The 19,088-nt window shown below is 58.3% G+C and carries 14 protein-coding genes; 5 read left to right on the top strand and 9 right to left on the bottom strand.

Annotation, left to right across the window (positions count from 1 at the left end):
• Positions 1–40 precede the first annotated feature (40 nt).
• Together JWF83_RS26320 and ssuD are read right to left on the bottom strand one after the other, a co-directional pair.
• The gene (locus tag JWF83_RS26320) at positions 41–1,444 is read right to left on the bottom strand and encodes an FAD/NAD(P)-binding protein (protein ID WP_413653463.1); all 1,404 of its coding nucleotides are present in this window, start codon (positions 1,442–1,444) and stop codon (positions 41–43) included.
• Between the two features lie 37 nt (positions 1,445–1,481).
• Complete coding sequence (gene ssuD, locus JWF83_RS26315) at positions 1,482–2,654, bottom strand: FMNH2-dependent alkanesulfonate monooxygenase (RefSeq protein ID WP_413653462.1); 1,173 nt, start codon at positions 2,652–2,654, stop codon at positions 1,482–1,484.
• A 276-nt stretch (positions 2,655–2,930) separates the two neighbouring features.
• Here ssuD and JWF83_RS26310 point away from each other — a divergent pair, with 276 nt between their 5' ends.
• Complete coding sequence (locus JWF83_RS26310) at positions 2,931–4,820, top strand: aliphatic sulfonate ABC transporter substrate-binding protein (RefSeq protein ID WP_413653461.1); 1,890 nt, start codon at positions 2,931–2,933, stop codon at positions 4,818–4,820.
• A 118-nt stretch (positions 4,821–4,938) separates the two neighbouring features.
• Positions 4,939–5,862, top strand: coding sequence for a sulfonate ABC transporter substrate-binding protein (locus JWF83_RS26305; protein WP_413653550.1), 924 nt, complete (start codon positions 4,939–4,941; stop codon positions 5,860–5,862).
• Between the two features lie 83 nt (positions 5,863–5,945).
• Here JWF83_RS26305 and JWF83_RS26300 read toward each other — a convergent pair whose 3' ends face one another.
• Genes JWF83_RS26300 through JWF83_RS26280 form a run of 5 tightly spaced genes read right to left on the bottom strand, consistent with a single transcriptional unit; the run spans position 5,946 to position 12,322 of the window.
• Positions 5,946–7,556, bottom strand: coding sequence for a dipeptide ABC transporter ATP-binding protein (locus JWF83_RS26300; RefSeq protein WP_413653460.1), 1,611 nt, complete (start codon positions 7,554–7,556; stop codon positions 5,946–5,948).
• Entirely contained in the window at positions 7,553–8,386 is an 834-nt protein-coding gene (locus tag JWF83_RS26295) for an ABC transporter permease (RefSeq protein WP_413653459.1), read from the bottom strand. Before JWF83_RS26295 ends, JWF83_RS26300 begins: the two co-directional genes overlap by 4 nt.
• Positions 8,383–9,351, bottom strand: coding sequence for an ABC transporter permease (locus JWF83_RS26290; RefSeq protein ID WP_413653458.1), 969 nt, complete (start codon positions 9,349–9,351; stop codon positions 8,383–8,385). Before JWF83_RS26290 ends, JWF83_RS26295 begins: the two co-directional genes overlap by 4 nt.
• A 4-nt stretch (positions 9,352–9,355) precedes the next feature.
• Positions 9,356–10,963 (bottom strand): ABC transporter substrate-binding protein, encoded by a 1,608-nt coding sequence (locus JWF83_RS26285; RefSeq protein WP_413653457.1) that lies wholly within the window; start codon positions 10,961–10,963, stop codon positions 9,356–9,358.
• Between the two features lie 12 nt (positions 10,964–10,975).
• Complete coding sequence (locus tag JWF83_RS26280) at positions 10,976–12,322, bottom strand: LLM class flavin-dependent oxidoreductase (RefSeq protein ID WP_413653456.1); 1,347 nt, start codon at positions 12,320–12,322, stop codon at positions 10,976–10,978.
• A 462-nt stretch (positions 12,323–12,784) separates the two neighbouring features.
• On the opposite strand from JWF83_RS26280, the gene JWF83_RS26275 reads away from it, so the two are divergent.
• Complete coding sequence (locus JWF83_RS26275) at positions 12,785–14,758, top strand: methyl-accepting chemotaxis protein (protein ID WP_413653455.1); 1,974 nt, start codon at positions 12,785–12,787, stop codon at positions 14,756–14,758.
• Between the two features lie 47 nt (positions 14,759–14,805).
• On the opposite strand, the gene JWF83_RS26270 is transcribed toward JWF83_RS26275, so the two are convergent.
• Together JWF83_RS26270 and JWF83_RS26265 are read right to left on the bottom strand one after the other, a co-directional pair.
• Positions 14,806–15,861, bottom strand: a complete 1,056-nt coding sequence (locus tag JWF83_RS26270) for a PLP-dependent cysteine synthase family protein (RefSeq protein WP_413653454.1) — start codon at positions 15,859–15,861, stop codon at positions 14,806–14,808.
• Positions 15,858–16,670, bottom strand: a complete 813-nt coding sequence (locus tag JWF83_RS26265; protein ID WP_413653453.1) for an ABC transporter ATP-binding protein — start codon at positions 16,668–16,670, stop codon at positions 15,858–15,860. The genes JWF83_RS26270 and JWF83_RS26265 overlap by 4 nt, the downstream gene beginning before the upstream one ends.
• Before the next feature lie 275 nt (positions 16,671–16,945).
• Here JWF83_RS26265 and JWF83_RS26260 point away from each other — a divergent pair, with 275 nt between their 5' ends.
• Both JWF83_RS26260 and JWF83_RS26255 read left to right on the top strand, forming a co-directional pair.
• Positions 16,946–17,983 carry an ABC transporter substrate-binding protein gene (locus JWF83_RS26260; protein WP_413653452.1) on the top strand — a complete coding sequence of 346 codons (1,038 nt, stop codon included), beginning with the start codon at positions 16,946–16,948 and terminating at the stop codon, positions 17,981–17,983.
• A 12-nt stretch (positions 17,984–17,995) separates the two neighbouring features.
• Entirely contained in the window at positions 17,996–19,009 is a 1,014-nt protein-coding gene (locus JWF83_RS26255) for an ABC transporter permease (protein ID WP_413653451.1), read from the top strand.
• Positions 19,010–19,088 lie beyond the last annotated feature (79 nt).

The raw sequence follows: 19,088 nt of genomic DNA, 5'->3' as shown, positions 1-19,088 counted from the left end.
AATTGTGTTTATAAGGGGGTTTAAATCAGTGGGTATTCAGCTAATCCGGACATCGCCCGGCTAATGGCGGCGGCGGCACGCCCAGCAGTTGCCGCGCCAGCGATTCGGCATGTTCCGCCACCTGCGGCAACCCCATCAGCTCGCCAAAACGCCCGCGGGCTGCCGGACCGGCCACGTACAGATGGCGGCTGGCCGCGCCTTGCGCATTCAGGGGTTGTGACTGTGAATTAACCAGGATCCCCAGCGCCAGCGGGTCGGGCTGGAGAATGCCTTCCCTGGCCAGCTGATGCAGCAGAGCATCACTCTCCAGCAGCGCGCCGTGCGCCGGACCGGTGGTGACAATGATTTTATCCACCGTCAGGCTTTCGGCTTCCGCGCCTCGCGGTTGCAGGGTTAACACGATCGCCTCGCCCCGGGTGGTGATAGTGTGCAGGCGGGCGGCACGCACCTGCAGCTGTCCACTGGCCTGTTGCTGCGCCAGTACCGCACTGACCTGCGGTGCGATGCGGTAACGATGCACATCCCACCATGGCCGCAAATGGCGCAGAAAACGACGTTGCTCGTGCAGCGCCAGTTGCTGCCACAGCTGCTGGCCATGCAGACGAATATCATCCAGTACCAGCTGCCACGGCAGGTTCTCTTCCGCCGCCTGCGCCACTTCCTGACGGATACGACGCAGCCAGGCGCGGGCGGTCATCGCCTGTGGTCGCTGGTAATCGAGCGGACGAAGCGGATAATCGCCGCTGAGGTTTTCACGCGGCAGCTGCCCGCGGCGGGAAAAGGCCACCACCGGCCCACGGTGTCCGTTACGGTGTAACGATGCCACCACGTCGGACATGGTCAGTCCGCTGCCGATAATCGCAATCCGATCGTCCGCCGCCACCGTCGCCAGCGCATCATGCTGCCAGGGGTTGGCAATCAGCCCCGGATGGTCAGCGAGTGAGCGCGCCAGCAGCGGCGGTAATGCCGGAGGCGGATGGCTGATCGCCAGCACCACTTCATCCGCCTGATAACTGGCGCCGGAGGCGGTCAGCACTCTGCCATGCTGCAAAGCCAGCGCCCGATCGCGCTGATGGCTGAGTTTTACCGGCGAATGCGCCGCGGCACGCTCAAACTGTTCGGCGACATAAGCGGCAAACTGTCCGCGTTGCGGGTACAGCCTGCCGTCATGCCAGCGCGCCTGCGGATCGCGCAGCAAGCCATCAGAAGCACGGAACCAGCGATCAAAATCCCCCTCTTCGGCAGCGGAAAGCTGCATACGGCTGGCCGGCACATTAATACGGTGCGCCGGATCGCGGGTGCCGTAGGCCACGCCTTCAGCCAGCCGGGCGCGCGGCTCAATCACCGTCACGCTTAATCCGGCCTGCCCCAGACGGGCAAGATGGATCGCCAGTGCGGTGCCGGTAAATCCACCGCCGATAATCACAATGTGCCTTTCAGCCATGACAGTGCTCCGGTTGATGGCGCATGATCTTCTCTCCTCAGCTGGCACTGGCATGTTTAACCGGACGACGATCGCCGCCGATGGTTTCGCCAAACGGACCGGTATTCACCGTACGCTGGCGTTTCTCCGCGTTGGCGGCCAGCGGTAGCAGCGGCATCACCAGTTCGGCGAAGCGATGCGCCTCTTCCAGGTGCGGATAACCGGAAAAAATAAAGTTCTCAATCCCCAGCGCCTGATATTCACGGATGCGTTGCGCCACCTGTTGTGGGTTACCTACCAGCGCGGTTCCGGCACCGCCGCGTACCAGCCCGACGCCAGCCCACAGATTAGGCGCGATACGCAGCCCGTCGCGCGAGCCGCCATGCAGCGCGCTCATCCGCGCCTGACCGGTAGAGTCCATACGCGAAAAGATTTTCTGCGCCGCCGCAATAGTGTCGTCATCCAGATGGGCAATCAGGCGGTCGGCGGCGGCCCAGGCTTCTTCTTCGGTCTCACGTACAATCACATGCAGGCGGATACCATAGTTTAGTCTGCGGCCACGGGCTTTGGCACGCTCGCGCACCAGCGCAAGTTTTTCCGCTACCTGTTCCAGCGGCTCTCCCCAGGTCAGATAAGTATCGATCTGACTGGCGGCGACGTCGATCGCCTCATCAGATGAGCCGCCAAAGTAGAGCGGCGGACCATTCTCCTGTACCGGCGGGAACAGCACTTCCGCGCCTTCCACGCGAATATGCTCACCGTGAAAATCGACTTTCTCGCCCTTCAGCAGCCGGGAATAGACCTCAAGAAATTCACGCGTCACCTGATAACGCCCGGCGTGGCTCAGGAAGATGCCATCACCTTTATTCTCTACCGGATCGCCACCGGTCACGACATTGATTAACAGCCGCCCTTCGGAAAGCCGATCCAGCGTCGCCGCCATGCGCGCGGCAAGGCTTGGCGGTTGCAGCCCGGGGCGAACCGCCACCAGGTAGCGCAATTTTTTGGTAATCGGCGCCAGCGCGGAAGCCACCAGCCAGGAATCTTCACAGCTTTTACCGGTGGGGATCAGGACACCGTAGTAGCCAAGATTATCGGCTGCCAGCGCCACCTGCTGCAGATACGGCAGATCGACCGCGCGGCCACCTTCGGTGGTACCGAGATAGCGACCGTCGCCATGGGTGGGTAAGAACCAGAAGAGGTTAATGTTTTCCTGTGCAGCTTCACTCATTATCATTTTCCTATATAACGATATCTGAATTTATTGGATAGAAAGTTAGAGTTTGGTTATAAAACTATGAGCAGGAAGCGTGCCAGGTTGCATTTTCTATTTTATTGTTAAATATCAGTGAACTATAAAAATTAACCGCGCAATTATTTGCTGCAAATGCAGCAACCACTGTGCGTCAGCTGCTGCATTTGCAGCAAACCCGGCCTGAACCCCTCTCGTCGCTGGCTTCATCTGGCGGTATGGTGGCGACAGGTTTTTTTCCTTCAGGAATCAGAAATGCAGAATCATGGCCCGACCCTGATCGACCCGGCGTCGATCGCCTTTCAGAGCGTACTGGATCGTCTGGCGCCGACCGATGCCACCGTGCTGATCGTCGGTGAAACCGGCACCGGTAAAGAAGTGGTGGCGCGTTACCTGCATCATCACAGCCCGCGGCGCCAGCAGCCGTTTCTGGCGGTAAACTGCGGCGCGCTGACCGAAAGCCTTGCCGAGTCGGAGCTGTTTGGTCATGAAAAAGGGGCGTTCACCGGTGCGGCGGAACGTCATCAGGGCTGGTTTGAAGCCGCCGAAGGCGGCACGCTGCTGCTGGATGAGATTGGCGAGCTGAGCCTGCCATTGCAGGTGAAACTGTTGCGGGTATTACAGGAACGCGAGGTGACGCGCGTCGGATCGCGCCGTCCGGTAAAAGTGAATGTCCGGGTGATTGCCGCCACCCATGTCGATCTGGCGTATGCCATTCGCGAACGCCGTTTCCGTGAAGACCTCTATTACCGGCTGAATGTGGCGGCGGTTACCCTGCCGCCATTACGCCAGCGCCGGGAAGATATTCCACTGCTGGCCGATCACTTCCTGACACTGTATGCGCGCCGTCTCGGGCGTCCGCAGTTGCGTCTGAGCGACGATACCCTTGCCACGCTGATGGACTATCCCTGGCCGGGGAATATCCGCGAACTGGAAAACACCCTGCATAATGCGGTTTTGCTCAGCAAAGAGCCGCTGATCACCCCACGTCAGCTGCGCCTGACGCCGGTCAGTAATGAGCTGCTGGCGGAAGGTGATGGCGCGCTGGATAGCTTTATCCGCCAGCAACTACAGAGCAATGAGGGCCAGAGCTGGCAGCGGGTGACTGACGCGCTGGTCCGCAATGCGTTTGAACTGAGTAACGGCAATCAGCTACAGGCCGCCACGCTGCTCGGTATCAGCCGTAATACCCTGCGCACGCATCTTGGTCATCAGGGGCTGATTAAGCCGCGGCGTAGCCTGGCAGGCGGCGCGCAGCGCGCGGTGGCCGATACGCTGCCGCATGAACGGGAACTGCGCATCGGCTATCAGAAGTTCGGCAATCTCGGCATTCTGAAAGCCCGGCAGTCGCTTGAAGCACAGTTCGCCGACCGCGGCATCAGCGTGTTGTGGAGTGAATTCCCCGCCGGCCCGCAGTTGCTGCATGCGCTGGCCAACCGTGAGATTGATTTCGGCACCACCGGCGAGGTGCCGCCGATCTTTTCGCAGGCGGATAAGAGCATGTTGCTGTATGTCGCCTGGGAACCGGCGGCGCCGCAAAGCGTGGCGCTGCTGGTAGCGAATCACAGCCCGGTAAAAACCATTGCCGACCTGCGCGGTAAACGTATTGCGGTAAATAAAGGTTCCAACGTGCACTATCTGCTGGTGCAAATTCTCGATGAAGTCGGTATGACGCTCGATGATGTACGCGTGGTCTATGCCCCACCGAAATATCCACTCACCCCAAGCGATCACCATGCGGTGGATGCGTGGATGATGTGGGATCCGTTGCTCAGTGATGCCGAGCATGGCGGTCAGCTCCGGGTGATCGCCAATGGCGTCGGACGGGTTAACAATCATCAGTTCTATCTTGCCCACCGCGAATTTGCCGCCCACTCCGGCGACCTGCTGCATGCGCTGATGGCGGCGCTGGAGCAAACCGGGCGCTATATCGATGCCAACCGCAGCGAGGCCGCCAGCCTGCTGTCAGCGGAACTGGGGCTGGCCACCGCGTCACTGTCCCATGCGCTGGCGCGCCGCAGCCATCAGACCCGGCGGATGGATCTGACCATTATCCGCCAGCAGCAGGCGATTGCCGACCGTTTCTACGCCCTTGGGTTGTTACCGCGGGCGATTAAAGTGCGCGATGCGTTATGGCTGGAATGATTTTTTCAGCTAACGATATGATTTTTATTCGTTAAGCCGTTGTCAGCGGGTTTGCTATGTTGCGCTGATACCACCATTGACTCAGGGAATTAGCATGAAAAAATTACTGCTCAGCGGCATGGTTGCCGCCGTGATATTCGGCTCACTGCCGTACGCTCAGGCGGAAAGCGTGCCGAAAACGGTGAATATTGGTTATCAGAAAGCCAATATCTTCGCCCTGCTGAAGTACCGTGGCACGCTCGATGAGCAATTTAAACAACAGGGGATCGCGGTGCGCTGGGTGGAATTCCCGGCGGGTCCGCAGATGCTGGAAGGATTAAACGTCGGCAGTATCGATCTGGCGGCTACCGGTGACGCACCGCCGACTTTCGCCCAGGCTGCGCAGGCCGATCTGGTCTATCTGGCCCACTCCCCGGCTAACCCGAAAACCGAAGCGATAGTGGTGCCGGAAAACTCAGCGATAAAAACCGTCGCCGATCTGAAAGGCAAACGCGTCGCGCTGAATAAGGGATCGGACGTTAACTATCTGCTGGTCAGCGCGCTGGAAGCGGCCGGACTCAGTTATCAGGATATCACCCCGGTCTATCTGCCGCCGGCGGATGCCCGGGCCGCCTTCCAGCGTGGCGCGGTGGATGCCTGGGTTATCTGGGATCCCTATTACGCCGAAGTGGAAACCAATGCCAAAGCCCGGCTGATAAAAAATGCCGAAGGACTGGTCCCCCATTACACCTTCTATCTTGCCAGCCGTAAGTTTGCCGACAGCTATCCGCAAACGGCAAAACAGGTGGTGGATGAGCTGGGATCGCTGAGCGACTGGGCGAATAACCATCCGCAAGAGGCCGCCAAAATACTGGCAACTTCCACCGGCCTGCCGCAGCCGATCTGGCAGCGGGCGCTGGCGCGCATGCCCTATGGCGCACAGCGTATGACCCCGGAAGTGTTTAAGCAGCAGCAGGCGCTGGCGGATAAGTTTACGCAAATTGGGCTGCTGCCGGTTAAAGTCGATGTCAGCAGCGCCAGCTGGTCGCTGGATAAAAAGTAACCGACCGCACCGCTGCGGGCGTCGTTAATAGCGCCCGTAGCGGTGTTGAAAATGTTATTGATGGCAATGCCGGCAGGCAATAATCAGGCGCTGCGCCAGATCGCCGTCTCCTGTCCGGCTAAACCCGGAATATGCGCCAGCAACTGACGGGTATAAGCCGCACCCGGCGCGCTAAAGATAGTTTTTACCGCCCCCTGCTCAACCACTTTACCCTGCTGCATAATCACCACGTAATCCGCTATCTGCCGCACCACTGCCAGATCATGGGAGATAAACAGATAGGTCAGACCATTCTCGCGCTGTAAGCGTTCCAGCAATGTCAGAATCTGCGCCTGCACCGTCATATCTAACGCCGAAACCGGTTCATCAAGGATCAGCAGTTCCGGTGCGATGGCTAACGCCCTGGCGATCGCTACCCGCTGCCGCTGCCCGCCAGAGAGTGCTGAAGGCCGGCCGGACAGCAGGCTTACCGGCAACTCAACGGCCGCCAGCAATTCCGCTGCGCGATCGCGCTGGCTCTGTTTATTGCCCAGCCGAAATGCGCGCAGCGGCTCGGTAATGATCGCTTCAAGAGTCATTTTCGGGTTTAGCGAGGCATAGGGATTTTGATACACCATCTGGACCCGGCGCCGAAACTCTGCGCTGCGCGCGCCGCCGAGTGGCACGCCATCAAACAGGATCTGGCCGCTATCCGGCGATTCCAGCCCGGATAACATCCGTATGGTGGTGGATTTACCCGATCCCGACTCCCCCACCAGACAGGTGGTGCCGCCGCGCAGCACCGGGAAAGAGATCTGATCCACCGCGCTGAACATACCGCCGCCCGCTACGGCAAATCGTTTCGTCAGCCCCTTTGCCTGCATCAGCGGCGGCGCGGCGGCCAGCGGTTTACGATAAGGCACGCGCAAAAAGGCTGGCGACGCGGCCAGCAATTGGCGGGTATAAGGATGTCGCGTCTGGCGTAGCAGGCTGGCAGGCGTGCCACTGTCAACCAGCTGGCCTTCATGCATCACCAGCACCCGGTCGGCGCGCTCAAGGGCGACGTTCAGATCGTGGGTGATCAGCAACAGCGCAATACCGTGGCTGGCGACTACCGCATCCAGCGCATCCAGTACCTGTTTCTGCACGCTGACATCCAGAGCGCTGGTCGGCTCATCGGCAATAATTAATTTCGGCTGATGGCACATCGCCATCGCCAGCAATACCCGCTGGCGCATACCGCCGGACAACTGGTGCGGATAGCTGGCCAGCACCCGCTGGTTGTCGTTTAACCCCACCTCCGCCAGCAGCGCCGGCAGACGCGCGGCGGCATCGGCTTTGCTCACGCCATGCAGCGTAAAGGCTTCCAGCATCTGCCGGGCAATCGTTTGTATCGGGTTAAGCGCCTGGGCAGGATCCTGGGGAACAAAACCTATCTCCAGTCCGCGCAGCTGGCGCCACTGCCGCTGGCTGGCGTTTGCCAGCGCCTGACCATTAAACTGGATCGTGCCCGCCCGCAGTATTGCCTGGCGACTGAGCAGCCCCACCAGCGCGGCGGCGCTGGTCGATTTACCCGATCCGGATCCGCCGACCAGCGCCACCACTTCTCCCGGGCTGAGACTAAAACTGAGGGATTTCACCGCCTGCAGCAGCCCACCCCTGGGATGGCGATAATCGACAGTCAGCTGCTCAACGCTTAGCAAGGCTTTGCTCATAGATCCTCCGTATAATCCTGAATAAATCCGGCCAGCCGGTTGGTCGCCAGCACTGCCAGCACGATCATCATTCCCGGCAGCGTGGTGTACCACCAGGCCGCCGCAATATAATTACGCCCTTCAGAAATCAACAGTCCCCATTCGGGCTGCGGCGGTGGCGCGCCGAAACCAAGAAAGCTGAGCGCCGACACCGATAACAGGGCAAAGCCTAATTCCAGCGCCGCCAGCGACAGTACCGGCGCCAGCGCATGCGGTAAAATATGCTGGCGAATAATCGCCAGATCCCCGACGCCGCTGGCGCGTGCCGCCTCGACAAACAGATGGCTGCGGCTGCGCAACACCTCGCCACGGGAGAGGCGCGCAAAGGTCGCCACCGAGGAGAGGCCGACGGCTACGGCAATATGCAGCGTGCCAAAACCCAGTACCGTGATAATTGCCATTGCCAGCAACAGGTTGGGCACCGCCATTAAAATATCAATGATACGCATAAACAGGCTGTCCACTTTACCGCCGAGATAACCGGCCAGGACGCCGGTCAGCGCGCCAACCAAAAAGGCGATCGCCACGGAAAAGATCGTTGCCTGTAGCGTCAGTGCGGTGCCAAATACGCAGCGGCTCCAGATATCACGCCCGAGATGATCGGTGCCAAACCAGTGCGCTGCCGAAGGGGATTGCAGGGCCTGCAACGGATCGCCGGCCAGCGGATCCTGATGGCTGAACCAGCCAGGAACCAGCGCCCAGAGCGCAATCATCAGCAACAGCGCAATACTCAGCCACAGGGTGATGGCCAGCGGACGACGCGGAGAATTATCCAGTAGCAGCAGACTCATGATGTTTTTCCCGCGCGAATCCTCGGATCAAGTAATGGATAGAGGGCATCAGTTATAAAATTGACCAGCACAAAGATCACCGCCGCCGTCAGTACCACCCCCTGCACCACCGGGATATCCTGCGCAGAGACCGCCCCTTCAGCCAGTCTTCCAATGCCCTCGCGGGAAAAGATGGTCTCGGTAATCACCGACCCCGCCAGCAAATGTCCGAAAATCATCCCGGACAGGGTCAGCAGCGGGATTGCCGCATTCGGCAATACATGACGCCACAGCAGATGCGCGGTGCCGGCGCCCTTCAGGCGCAAAGCATCAATAAACGGGCGGCGCCATACTTCAGATAACGAACGGTTCATCACCTGAGCAATCATCGCCGCCGTCGGTACCGCCAGTGCCAGCGTCGGCAACACCAGCGATCGCCAGCCGTGGTTGCCCATGGCCGGAAACCACGGCAGGTTGAAGGAGAACGCCTGCAACAGCAGCAATCCCAGCCAGAAGGTCGGTAACGCCGCACCGAGCGAAGGCAGCGCCAGCAAAGCCGACTTAACCCGGCCCGGCGCCAGCACGCTGATCGCGGCGGCCAGTCCACCGCCGATCAGCAATGCGCTAAGCAGCGCGGAGAACGCCAGTAACAGCGTTGACGGCAACGCCTGCCACAGCAAAGAAGTGACATTGTCACCACTAATAATCGACCGGCCGAGATTCAGCTGCAGCAGATCCCGTAGCGCCAGCCCATATTGCTGATAAACCGGCAGATCGAGATGATACTGCGCCTTTAACGCCGCCACCTGTGCCGCATCCACCATGCTCTGTTCGCCCTGATTCAGCATAATGCTGACCGGATCCGCAGGTAAAATATAGAGAATGACAAACGTCAGGCTCCAGGCCGCCCACAGCACCCCGATGCCTTGCAGCAGGCGGCGCAGCAGTACGGATAAGCGCCGGCGCAGCAGGCTGATATCGCTCATCGTATTACTCCTTCGCCGCCAGCCAGGTGTCATACAGCTGGAATCGTGACGAAGCATCGAAACGGAAACCGTGCACCTGCTGCCCGGCGGCAATCACCGTCGCCAGCTCAACCAGCGGGATTGCATGGCCACGACTAATCAGCAGATCCGCCGCCTGGTTGATATATTGCTGCCGCTCGCCGCTATTCAGCGTTTCACTGGACTGCAACAACAGCCTGTCGACCTCTTCCGGCTGGCGGTGGTTAACATTGCGCCCGCTGGCATCAAACACCGTGCGTAATACATCCGGATCGGAACGCGTCAGGTTATAAAACTCCAGTTGCAGACTGCCGCTGGCCTGCCGCGCCGCCACCTGGCTGATCGGCGCTTTCTCCAGTTGCAGGTCGATGCCGACTTTTTTCAACTGTTGCTGCACCACTTCAATAAAGGGTGCGGACTGCCAGTAGCTGATTTGCAGACTCAGGCGCTGCCCCTGTTTACTGCGAATGCCATCGGCGCCCTTGTGCCAGCCATTATCTTCCAGCAGTTTTTCAGCCGCCTGCGGGTCATACTTCAGCTCGCTGCTGCGGTCCTGCCACAGCGGCGTGGTGGTTGCCAGCACCGAGGTGGCGGGCGACTGATAGCGCGACAGCACCGGCTTGAGCGCCGGACGATCGATAGCCAGATTCAGCGCCTGACGCACCGGTAATGAAGCCAGCAATGGCACCGACTGATTGGGGAACAGGCTATAGACCAGCCCCGGATTGGTGCGGGCAATCAGCTGTAGGTTCTTCGCCAGCAGCAGGGACTCATCCTGCGGGGTGACGCCGACATTGACATCCAGCTGGCCGGAAATCAGGCTGCCAAAACGCACGCCGCTTTCCGGGATCACCCGATACTCCACGCTCTGCAGATAACTTTCTCCCTGATGAGCAGCCAGCGATGAAGGCCACTGGTAACCATGGCGTCGGACCAGTTCAACCTTCTGGTTATGTACAAAGGTTTTCAGCACAAACGGACCGGTGCCGATCAGCTGCCCCTGGCAGCGGGCTTCGGCGCTGGCATTTACCGTTTTTGCGGCAAAAAAGCCGAGACTCATCGTCGATGTCGCCTGCAAAAATTGCGCGTTAGGCTGACTGAAGCTCACCACTACCGTATGTTCATCCGGCGTGTCTATCTGCCGCAGCCCCTTCAGATAGGTTGAGGCCAGCGAGGCACGCGCGCCCAGTTGCACAATCGCCGCAAAATTGTCTTTTACCGCCTGGGCATTAAAAGGCGTCCCGTCACTGAAACTGACGCCATCGCGCAGGGTAAAACTAAAGCGGCGATTACCGTCGCTAACCTGCCATTTGCTGGCCAGCCAGGGCACAATCTCGCCGGTTTTCGGGTCCTGATCGGTTAGCGAGTCGGTCATCTGGCGGCCAATATTCAGCGAGTTGTTATTACCGGCCTGCTGCGGATCGAGACAGTTTGGATCGGTGTCAATGGCGATTAACAGGTTGCCACCCTGCTGTGGGGTGGCCTTTGTCTGAGTGGATGGGGTTCCGCGGGTCGCGGGTTGATCACAACCCGTCACTATTGCAGCCAGCATAAATGCCAGCAGCGTGCGGCGCACATTTTTCTCCTGAGACACATTGCTTCCTTTTTATTTGCCGGCCAGCGCTTCAGTGCGGCGTTGCTGGCGCGCGGCCACATAACGATTCGTTTTAAACGGCAGGTTCAGACGTGCGCGCAGGGTGGTTGCGGCTGACGGTTGCCACCAGCCGCGGGCGGCGAGGATCGGTAACACATGTTCAGTAATATCTGCCAGTGCCTCCACCAGTACCGGTCCGCTGATGATAAAACCGCTGGCGCCGCCCTGTTCAACCCAGCGGATCAGGGTGTCGGCTACCTGCTCTGGGGTGCCGAAAAATTCGCCGCGCGGCAGCGTGGTTTCAAACGCCACCTGACGCAGCGTCAGCTGCTGCTCTTTTGCCCGACGTTTGATGCTGTCAGTGGTGGAACGGAAGGTGTTTTGCCCTAAATCGCCCAGGTCCGGGAACGGGCCATCCAGCGGGTACTGGCTGAAATCATGATGGTCAAAGAAACGCCCCAGATAAGCCAGCGCGTCGTCCACTGACAGCAGCGACAGCAGATGCTGGTACTTCGCTTCCGCCTCTTCCGGCGTTTTACCCACGATTGGGCTGATGCCGGGAAAGATCCCCACTGCGGCGCGGCCATTATTCGCCACTTCCGCCTGCAATTTTTCGGCATAGCTGCGCGCTTCTGCCAGCGTGCGCGCATTGGTAAACACCGCATCAGCCGATTTTCCGGCCAGGGCAATCCCGGTATCAGACGCACCGGCCTGGAAGATCACCGGCTGTCCCTGCGGCGAACGCTGAATATTTAGCGGACCTTCCACCGAGAAAAATTCCCCCTGATGATTCAGCGTATGCAGTTTCGAGGCGTCAAAAAACACCCCGCTGTCACGGTCACGGATAAAAGCGTCGTCTTCCCACGAGTCCCACAGCCCCTGCACCACACTGATATATTCCGCCGCGATTTGATAACGCAACGCGTGCTCCGGATGTTCCCGGCCAAAATTGCGCGATGAGCCAGCCAGCGGCGAGGTGACCACATTCCAGCCGGCGCGCCCCTGGCTGATGTTATCCAGTGACGCCAGCTGACGGGCAACGGTAAAAGGATCGCTGTAGGAGGTGGAGATGGTCCCGGCCAGGCCGATATTATCGGTTACTGCCGCCAGCGCGGAGAGCAGTGCAATCGGTTCAAAGCGATTGAGGAAATGGGGTAGCGATTTTTCATTAATATGCAGGCCGTCGGCGACAAACAGAAAATCAAATTGCGCCGCTTCGGCACGCTGTGCCAGTTCTGTGAAATAGCGGAAGTTAACGCTGGCATCGGCGGGGGCTTTCTGGTGACGCCATGAATTCATATGGCCACCTGCACCATGCAACATTAATCCAAATTTAATATTGTGAATAGCTTTGCTCATCGGGTCTCCTTACTGCCTGGCAGCGAATGGCGGGTGTAGTCACGAGAATTCCATATAAACCGGCGGTCGCTAAATATTAAATTTGACTTAGTATTGTCATAAAATTAACAACCGCCGTCGGAAATAAGTCAGGGGGTAATTTCCGCGACTATTTGTTATTTATCACTTTGTTTAGTTTTTTTTATTCTTTTACCTGACTCTGGCTGTCGCCGCCGCCGCCGGGGCGGTGGAATATCGATAATGTTAATAAAGCGGCGACATTATCCCGCAGAGGAATTATTAAAGTTTTCCGTCAGCCGGGCGATAACAATCGAATATCGAATGACAAAAGTTTATGCCGGCTTTTGCCATCCGCAGTGATAAGTGCTAGCGCAGGGATCGGGTTGTAATAACCCCCATAAATTCACCAGGATGCACCACCCTACAATTTGTTGATTAACTCTATAAAAAAAAGGTGAAATCATGTCTTCATTAATGGCGATAAAGAAATTTTTAACCGCCCCGCTTCTTCGCAGCCGACGCCACCCCGCTAATGGCACTTATGATTGTCAGAATATGCCAGCTTCATTATCGGCGGCGGGCTTAAGCAATAAAGCGTCCGGAATTTTGATGACATTTGTGCCGCCTAATGCCGACTACCAGAACGTCAGTCAGGCCTGGCAGCGTTTCTCTTCCTCCAGGTTAACGGTTCTCACCCTCTCGTCCAGCGGCGCATTAAGCAGCAGCGGCCGGGATACCACCTATTGTGACGGCGCCGGGCAGCAAGGCAGCTGGCTGATGCTGCCTGACAGCCTGATTGCGCAGCATGAAGTCCATGTTGTCGATCTGCATGTTAAAGACACCCATACCGCGGCGGATCGCATCAAAGCCATTCAGCGCGAACTGGAAACCCTGCAGCTGCGCATGCCGCTCTCTTCCGACCATACTTTCGCCATGATTTATTGTGATGGCCTTTCTGCCTCAGAGGGTTTTCTGATGCAGGCCTGGTATAACAGCGGCCGTTTCCCGTGCCTGGCGATCGGGGGGGCTGCCGGCGGTAAACTTGAGTTTGACGGTACCTGGATCAGTGTCGGCGGGAAAGTGTTGCAGGGGAAAGCGGTGATTGTGTTCTGTAAGATGGCCGCCGGGAAATCCTTTGCGCCATTTAAGAGCCAGAACTTTAAGCCACTGAAGAAAAGCTGGCTGATTGCCCAGGCCGATCCGGTCACCCGCACCGTTACCTCAGTGTTTAATGAACAGGGTCAGCAACAGCATTTCACCGTGGCACTGGCGGAACATCTCGGCTGCAGTGAACAGCAGCTGACGGACGGGCTGAAAGGATTAACCTTTGGCGTCAAAGTCGGAGATGAGTACTTTATCCGATCGATTGCCAAAATTGATGGCCGCAGCGTGCATTTCTTCTGTGACCTTGAGTTTGGCGATCGCCTGCATCTGCTGGAAGAGACCGATTTTAAACAGGCCACCCTGCATGACTGGAAGGACTTCATCGTTAACCGTGGCAAACCGGCCGCGATTATCATGAATGACTGTATCCTGCGCCGACTGGGTAGCGAAGATCAGCTGCATGACGCGCACTTCTTTAAAGGTCTGCCGGCGGCAGGTTTCTCCAGCTTTGGTGAAATCCTCGGGGTGCCGATTAATCAGACCTTATCGGCTCTGGTGTTTTTTAATCACGATGTCAAGGCAATGGCGCATTTCCCGGTGGAATATGCCAGCTATGCCGGACATTACGCGCAGCGTGCGCTGCGCCGCTGGGAAGCGCTTAATGGTTTCCAGACCAGCGTGATTAACCGCGTCGTCGCCTACCAGCAGAAACTGGCGCCACTGATGGCGGCGCTGCCGATGCTGGAAGCAGCAACGCAAAACCAGAACGAAACGCTGGGAATGGCGGAAAACAGTATCCGCTCCATCAGCGATATTGCCATGAAGAGCCAGCAGGCACAGAACCGCTTAGTGGAAGGACTGGACGACCTGGAGAAAATTTCCGCCGGTATCAATGAAATTACCAGCGGCATCAGTAATATCGCGTTTCAGACCAACCTGCTGTCACTTAACGCAGCCGTTGAAGCCGCGCGCGCCGGTGAAGCCGGACGTGGTTTTGCGGTCGTGGCGGGTGAAGTCCGGCGACTGGCGCACTCTTCCAAAGAGCAGGCGGATGCGACTGCCGGCAATATTAACCAGGCAGTGAGTACCATTTCGCGTATTCGCGCCGTCGCCAACAATACGGTGGAAACCGCGAGCAATATGGCGCAGCACAGTATTTCTGCGGCCGATGCGATTGCCGCCATGAGTAATAAAACCACCAGTGAACGTGAGAATATTGCCAAACACCTTAGCAGCCTGCACGCTCTGACCTCCGGTATGGATGCCATGCAGGAAGCGGTGGTACAGCTGACGGTATTGCAGAAACTCTCCACCGGACATCATCATCACTAAAACGCTGAGCCCCCTTGCCGCCGGCGCGGCAAGGGGCCATCGGCTCATCAGCCGGCAATAACCCGCTCTGATGACGACTGACGTAGCAGCGCCGCGGCTTTCAGCTGGCCAATGGTTTGTTGCGGGTCAAACAACCCGGTGGAAAGATAGGTCAGGCCGCTATCGGCCAGGATCGCCACGATGCGTTTGCCGGCATTCTCCCTGCGCCGGGCAATTTCGCGCGCGGCATACAGCACCGCCCCTGAAGATTCGCCCACCAGAATTCCCTCGGACGCCGCCACTTCTCTTGCGGTCTGAACCGCCTGCCAGCTTTCAACGGCAAAAGCCTCATCGCATAATTGACGATCCAGCGTCAGCGGCACCCGTTCGGGCAGTACGCGGCTAAAAGCATGGACGCCGGTAATTTCACGGGTTTCAGGATTTTCGCTGTCGGCAATCGAATATTCGCCCGGCTCAACGCCAATTAGCTGAATTGCCGGGTTACGCTGTTTCAGATAGCGCCCGATGCCCGACAGCGTGCCGCCGGTGCCGACAGAGGCGATGACCAGATCCAGCTGACCGTCAGTTTGCTGCCAAATCTCCGGGCCGGTGGTGTGAAAATGCGCGGCGGGATTCGCCGGGTTTTCCAGCTGGCAGGTAAAGCAGATATTCGGCTCTTTCAGGATCACATTTTCTGCCAGCCAGCGGGCGGCGGCGACAAAGTCGCCATCACTCGCTGCCAGTACCTCGTCAAACCCCGGCACCGCGCTGAAGGGAATAATTTCCGCGCCAAAGGCATTCAGGATGGCGAAGCGTTCCGCACTCAGTTTGTCATGCAGATAGACGCGAAACTTATAGCCTTTGGCGGCGGCAATCGCCGCCAGTCCGATGCCGGTATTACCGCTGGTGGTATCGACCAGCGTCATACCGGGGGTTAATTTCCCGCTGCGCTCGGCCTCTTCAATCATCGCCAGGGCAATGCGATCCTTAATACTGTGATTGGGATTAAAATATTCCAGCTTCGCAACCAGTTCGGCCGATAGCTGAAACTGCTGGCTGAAGCGGCTCAGGCGCAGCAACGGCGTGTGGCCAACCAGCTCGGTAATGCCATGGTGGATGGTCATAGGTCGCTCCGCAGTCCATCGGTGGTGGGGGTTTCGGCCCCGAGCAGATGCAGTGCTCTGGTACGCAACTGAATCAGCCGGGGATCGTCACGGCGTCGCGGCCACGGCAGCGGCACCGCAATATTCTCAATGATACGTGCCGGGCGCGGGCTGAAAATCACCACCCGGCTGGCCATCAATAGCGCCTCTTCCACATCATGCGTCACCATCAGCGTACTGAACTGCTGTTCACGCCACAGCGCCACCAGCTCCTGCTGCATGCGAATGCGCGTCAGTGAGTCGAGTTTGCCCAACGGCTCATCAAGGATCAGCAGTCGTGGATGATTAACCAGCGCCCGCGCCAGCGCAGCGCGCTGCGCCATGCCCCCCGACAGCTGGTGCGGCCAGGCACTGGCAAACTGGCTGAGTCCCACTTTGTCCAGGATCGCGTCAATGCGCTTGCACCCTTCCGCCGTCAGTTTGCCGCGGGTTTCCAGCCCGATAGCGACGTTGCGCCAGACGCTGCGCCACGGATAAAGGGTCGGATCCTGAAACACCACCACCCGACTGGGGTCAGGCCCGTTTAGCGTCTGTCCGTCTTCGCTAATTTGCCCGGCGCTGGGCTGGTCCAGACCGGCAACCAGCCGGAGAAGTGTCGATTTACCACAGCCCGACGGTCCAAGCAGCGCCACAAACTCACCGGGCTGCACCGTCAGAGAGACATTATCCAGTACCTGCAGGATTTTCCCCTGCAGATAAAAGGCATGGCTGACGTTATTAATGTTTAGCGCCAGTCCGGCAGCGGGATTCAGAGTTTCGGCCAGTGACATATTTCACCTTGATCTGTCAGACATTGTTGTTCAAATATTCCGCGTTAAGCGCAAAAGGTAAATAAACAATTGCGGCAAAGTTAATCCAGAAAACAAATATAACTGATAGCGTCCAAAGGCACGGGCGGCATAAATGCCGCCCCTACATAATTTTTTCTGAAACATCGTTGGGGCGCCATTAATCGATAATGAATTTATTAATGCACTATTGTTATTTCACCGTGATATCGAAGACTGCAACAGTAAGGAATAATTCATCCAGCAGGGAGATAATAATGGCCGGACATTCACGACGCTCTTTTATTCATAAACTGGGATTAATTGGGGCGGGCTTCAGCCTCTGCTCCACGCTGCCGGCCTGGGCCGAAACAGCGGCTACCGCTGACGGTCAGCTGACCACTGTCCGACTTGCCTGGGGACAGACGGCGGTATGTCAGGCGCCGATTTCCGTTGCGCTAAAACAGGGCTTTTTTAAAAAATATGGCCTGAATGTGGAACCGGTGAATTTTAGCGGCCCCACCGATGCCCTGCTGCAGGCGATCGCCACCGGCCAGGCCGATGGCGGAATTGGCATGGCGCTGCGCTGGCTGAAGCCGCTGGAACAGGGTTTCGATGTCGATCTCACCGTCGGTACCCATGGCGGCTGTATGCGCCTGCTGGCGCCAAAAAATGCCGGCATCAACAGCGTACGTGACCTGGTGGGCAAAAGTGTGGCGGTAACCGATCAGGCCAGTCCCATCCGCAACTTCTTTGCCATTCAGTTAGCCAGACAGGGTATCGATCCGGATAAACAGGTCAACTGGGTGCAATATCCGGCCGATCTGTTTGGTGAAGCGTTACGCAAAGGCGAGGTACAGGCGCTGGCCACCGACGATCCACAAGGCTGGTTGATCAAAAACCATAACGACCTGCTCGAAGTCGATAACAACCTGAATGGCGAATACCGAAATCTGACCTGCTGCGTACTGGGGCTGCGCGGCTCGCTGGTGCGTGATAATCCCAACGTCGCCACGGCCATCAGCCAGGCGATTGTCGATGCCCAGCAATGGACCGCCGACCATCCGGCGGAAACGGCAAAAATCTTCGCCCCCTTTGTCCCCGGCCAGGTGCCGATTGCGGATATTACCGCCATGCTCAGTGAACATACTCACCACCATCACTCCACCGGCGAGCAGCTGCGCAAAGAAGTGGCGCTGTATGTTGATCAGCTGAAAACCATTAACGTTATCCGTCCTGATACTGACGCCCGACGCTTTGCCGAGCACTATGTACCGGACCTGCTGTCGGCGCCGCAGCACCACCCTATGGCCTGAGAAGGAGGCGAAATGTCCAGTGATGCCCTTGCACCTCTGAATCCGGTTGCCCGCCGCCCGGCAGCGACACTAACGCCAGCGCTGCTGCTGGCGATCGTCGCCTGGTGGGCGCTGGTCGCATTAATGATGGTCTGGCCAGATAAACCCGTGGGGTTTGCCGCGCCGCGGTTTGTGGCGGAAACGCATCGGCTGTTTGTCATCCTCGCTGCAGCCCTGACGGTTGCCGCGCTGCTCAGCAGGCTGCTGACATGGCGTCTGCTGCTGGAGCCACTGCAACTGGCGGCGCGCTGGCTGGTCGCGCTGGCGCTGCTGATTGCCCTGTGGGAAACGGTAACGGCAAAACTGGCGCTGCTTCCGGCCCCTTTCTTTGCCCCGCCCCGTGCGCTGATTGAAGCCTGGGCGACTGACTGGTTTCGCCTTGGCGACAGTGTGCTGAACTCTCTCAGACTACTGGCGCTCGGCTTTCTGTTTGGCAGCCTGAGCGGTTTTGCCACCGGCGTGGCCATTGGCTGGTCGCGCGGGCTGGGCTACTGGGTGCATCCGCTGCTGCGCTTTTTAGGTCCGGTGCCCTCCACCGCGCTGCTGCCGCTGTCGCTCTATTTCTTCCCCTCCAGCTTCTCTGCCGCCGTTTTCCTGATTGCGCTGGCGACCTGGTTTCCGGTGACGGTACTGACCTGGTCAGGCGTCAGTAGCGTGGATAATCGCTATTACGACGTTGCCAGAACCCTCGGCGCCAGTAATCTGTTTCTGATTGTGCGCGTCGCGGTTCCGGCCTCCCTGCCGCATGTTTTTGTCGGGCTGTTTATGGGGCTGGGCGCGTCCTTTTCGGTACTGGTCGCCGCTGAAATGATGGGAGTAAAATCCGGACTCGGATGGTATCTGCAGTGGGCGCAAGGATGGGCGGCCTATGCCAATATGTATGGCGCGCTCATTGTCATGGCGCTGCTGTTCTCATCACTGATCACGCTGTTATTTGCCCTGCGCGACCGTATGCTGAAATGGCAGCAAAATGCGGTGAAGTGGTAAATATGCCATCAGCGGCGATAAGGCTGCCGATCGCCGCGGCGCCACGGGCGGTGCTGGCGTGGTGCAGCATTTTTGCTGC

Source organism: Pantoea sp. B65, assembly GCF_047308185.1.
Lineage (GTDB): Bacteria > Pseudomonadota > Gammaproteobacteria > Enterobacterales > Enterobacteriaceae > Erwinia.
The sequence above is the reverse complement of the archived record's forward strand: the minus strand, read 5'-3'. Positions and strand labels throughout refer to the sequence as shown.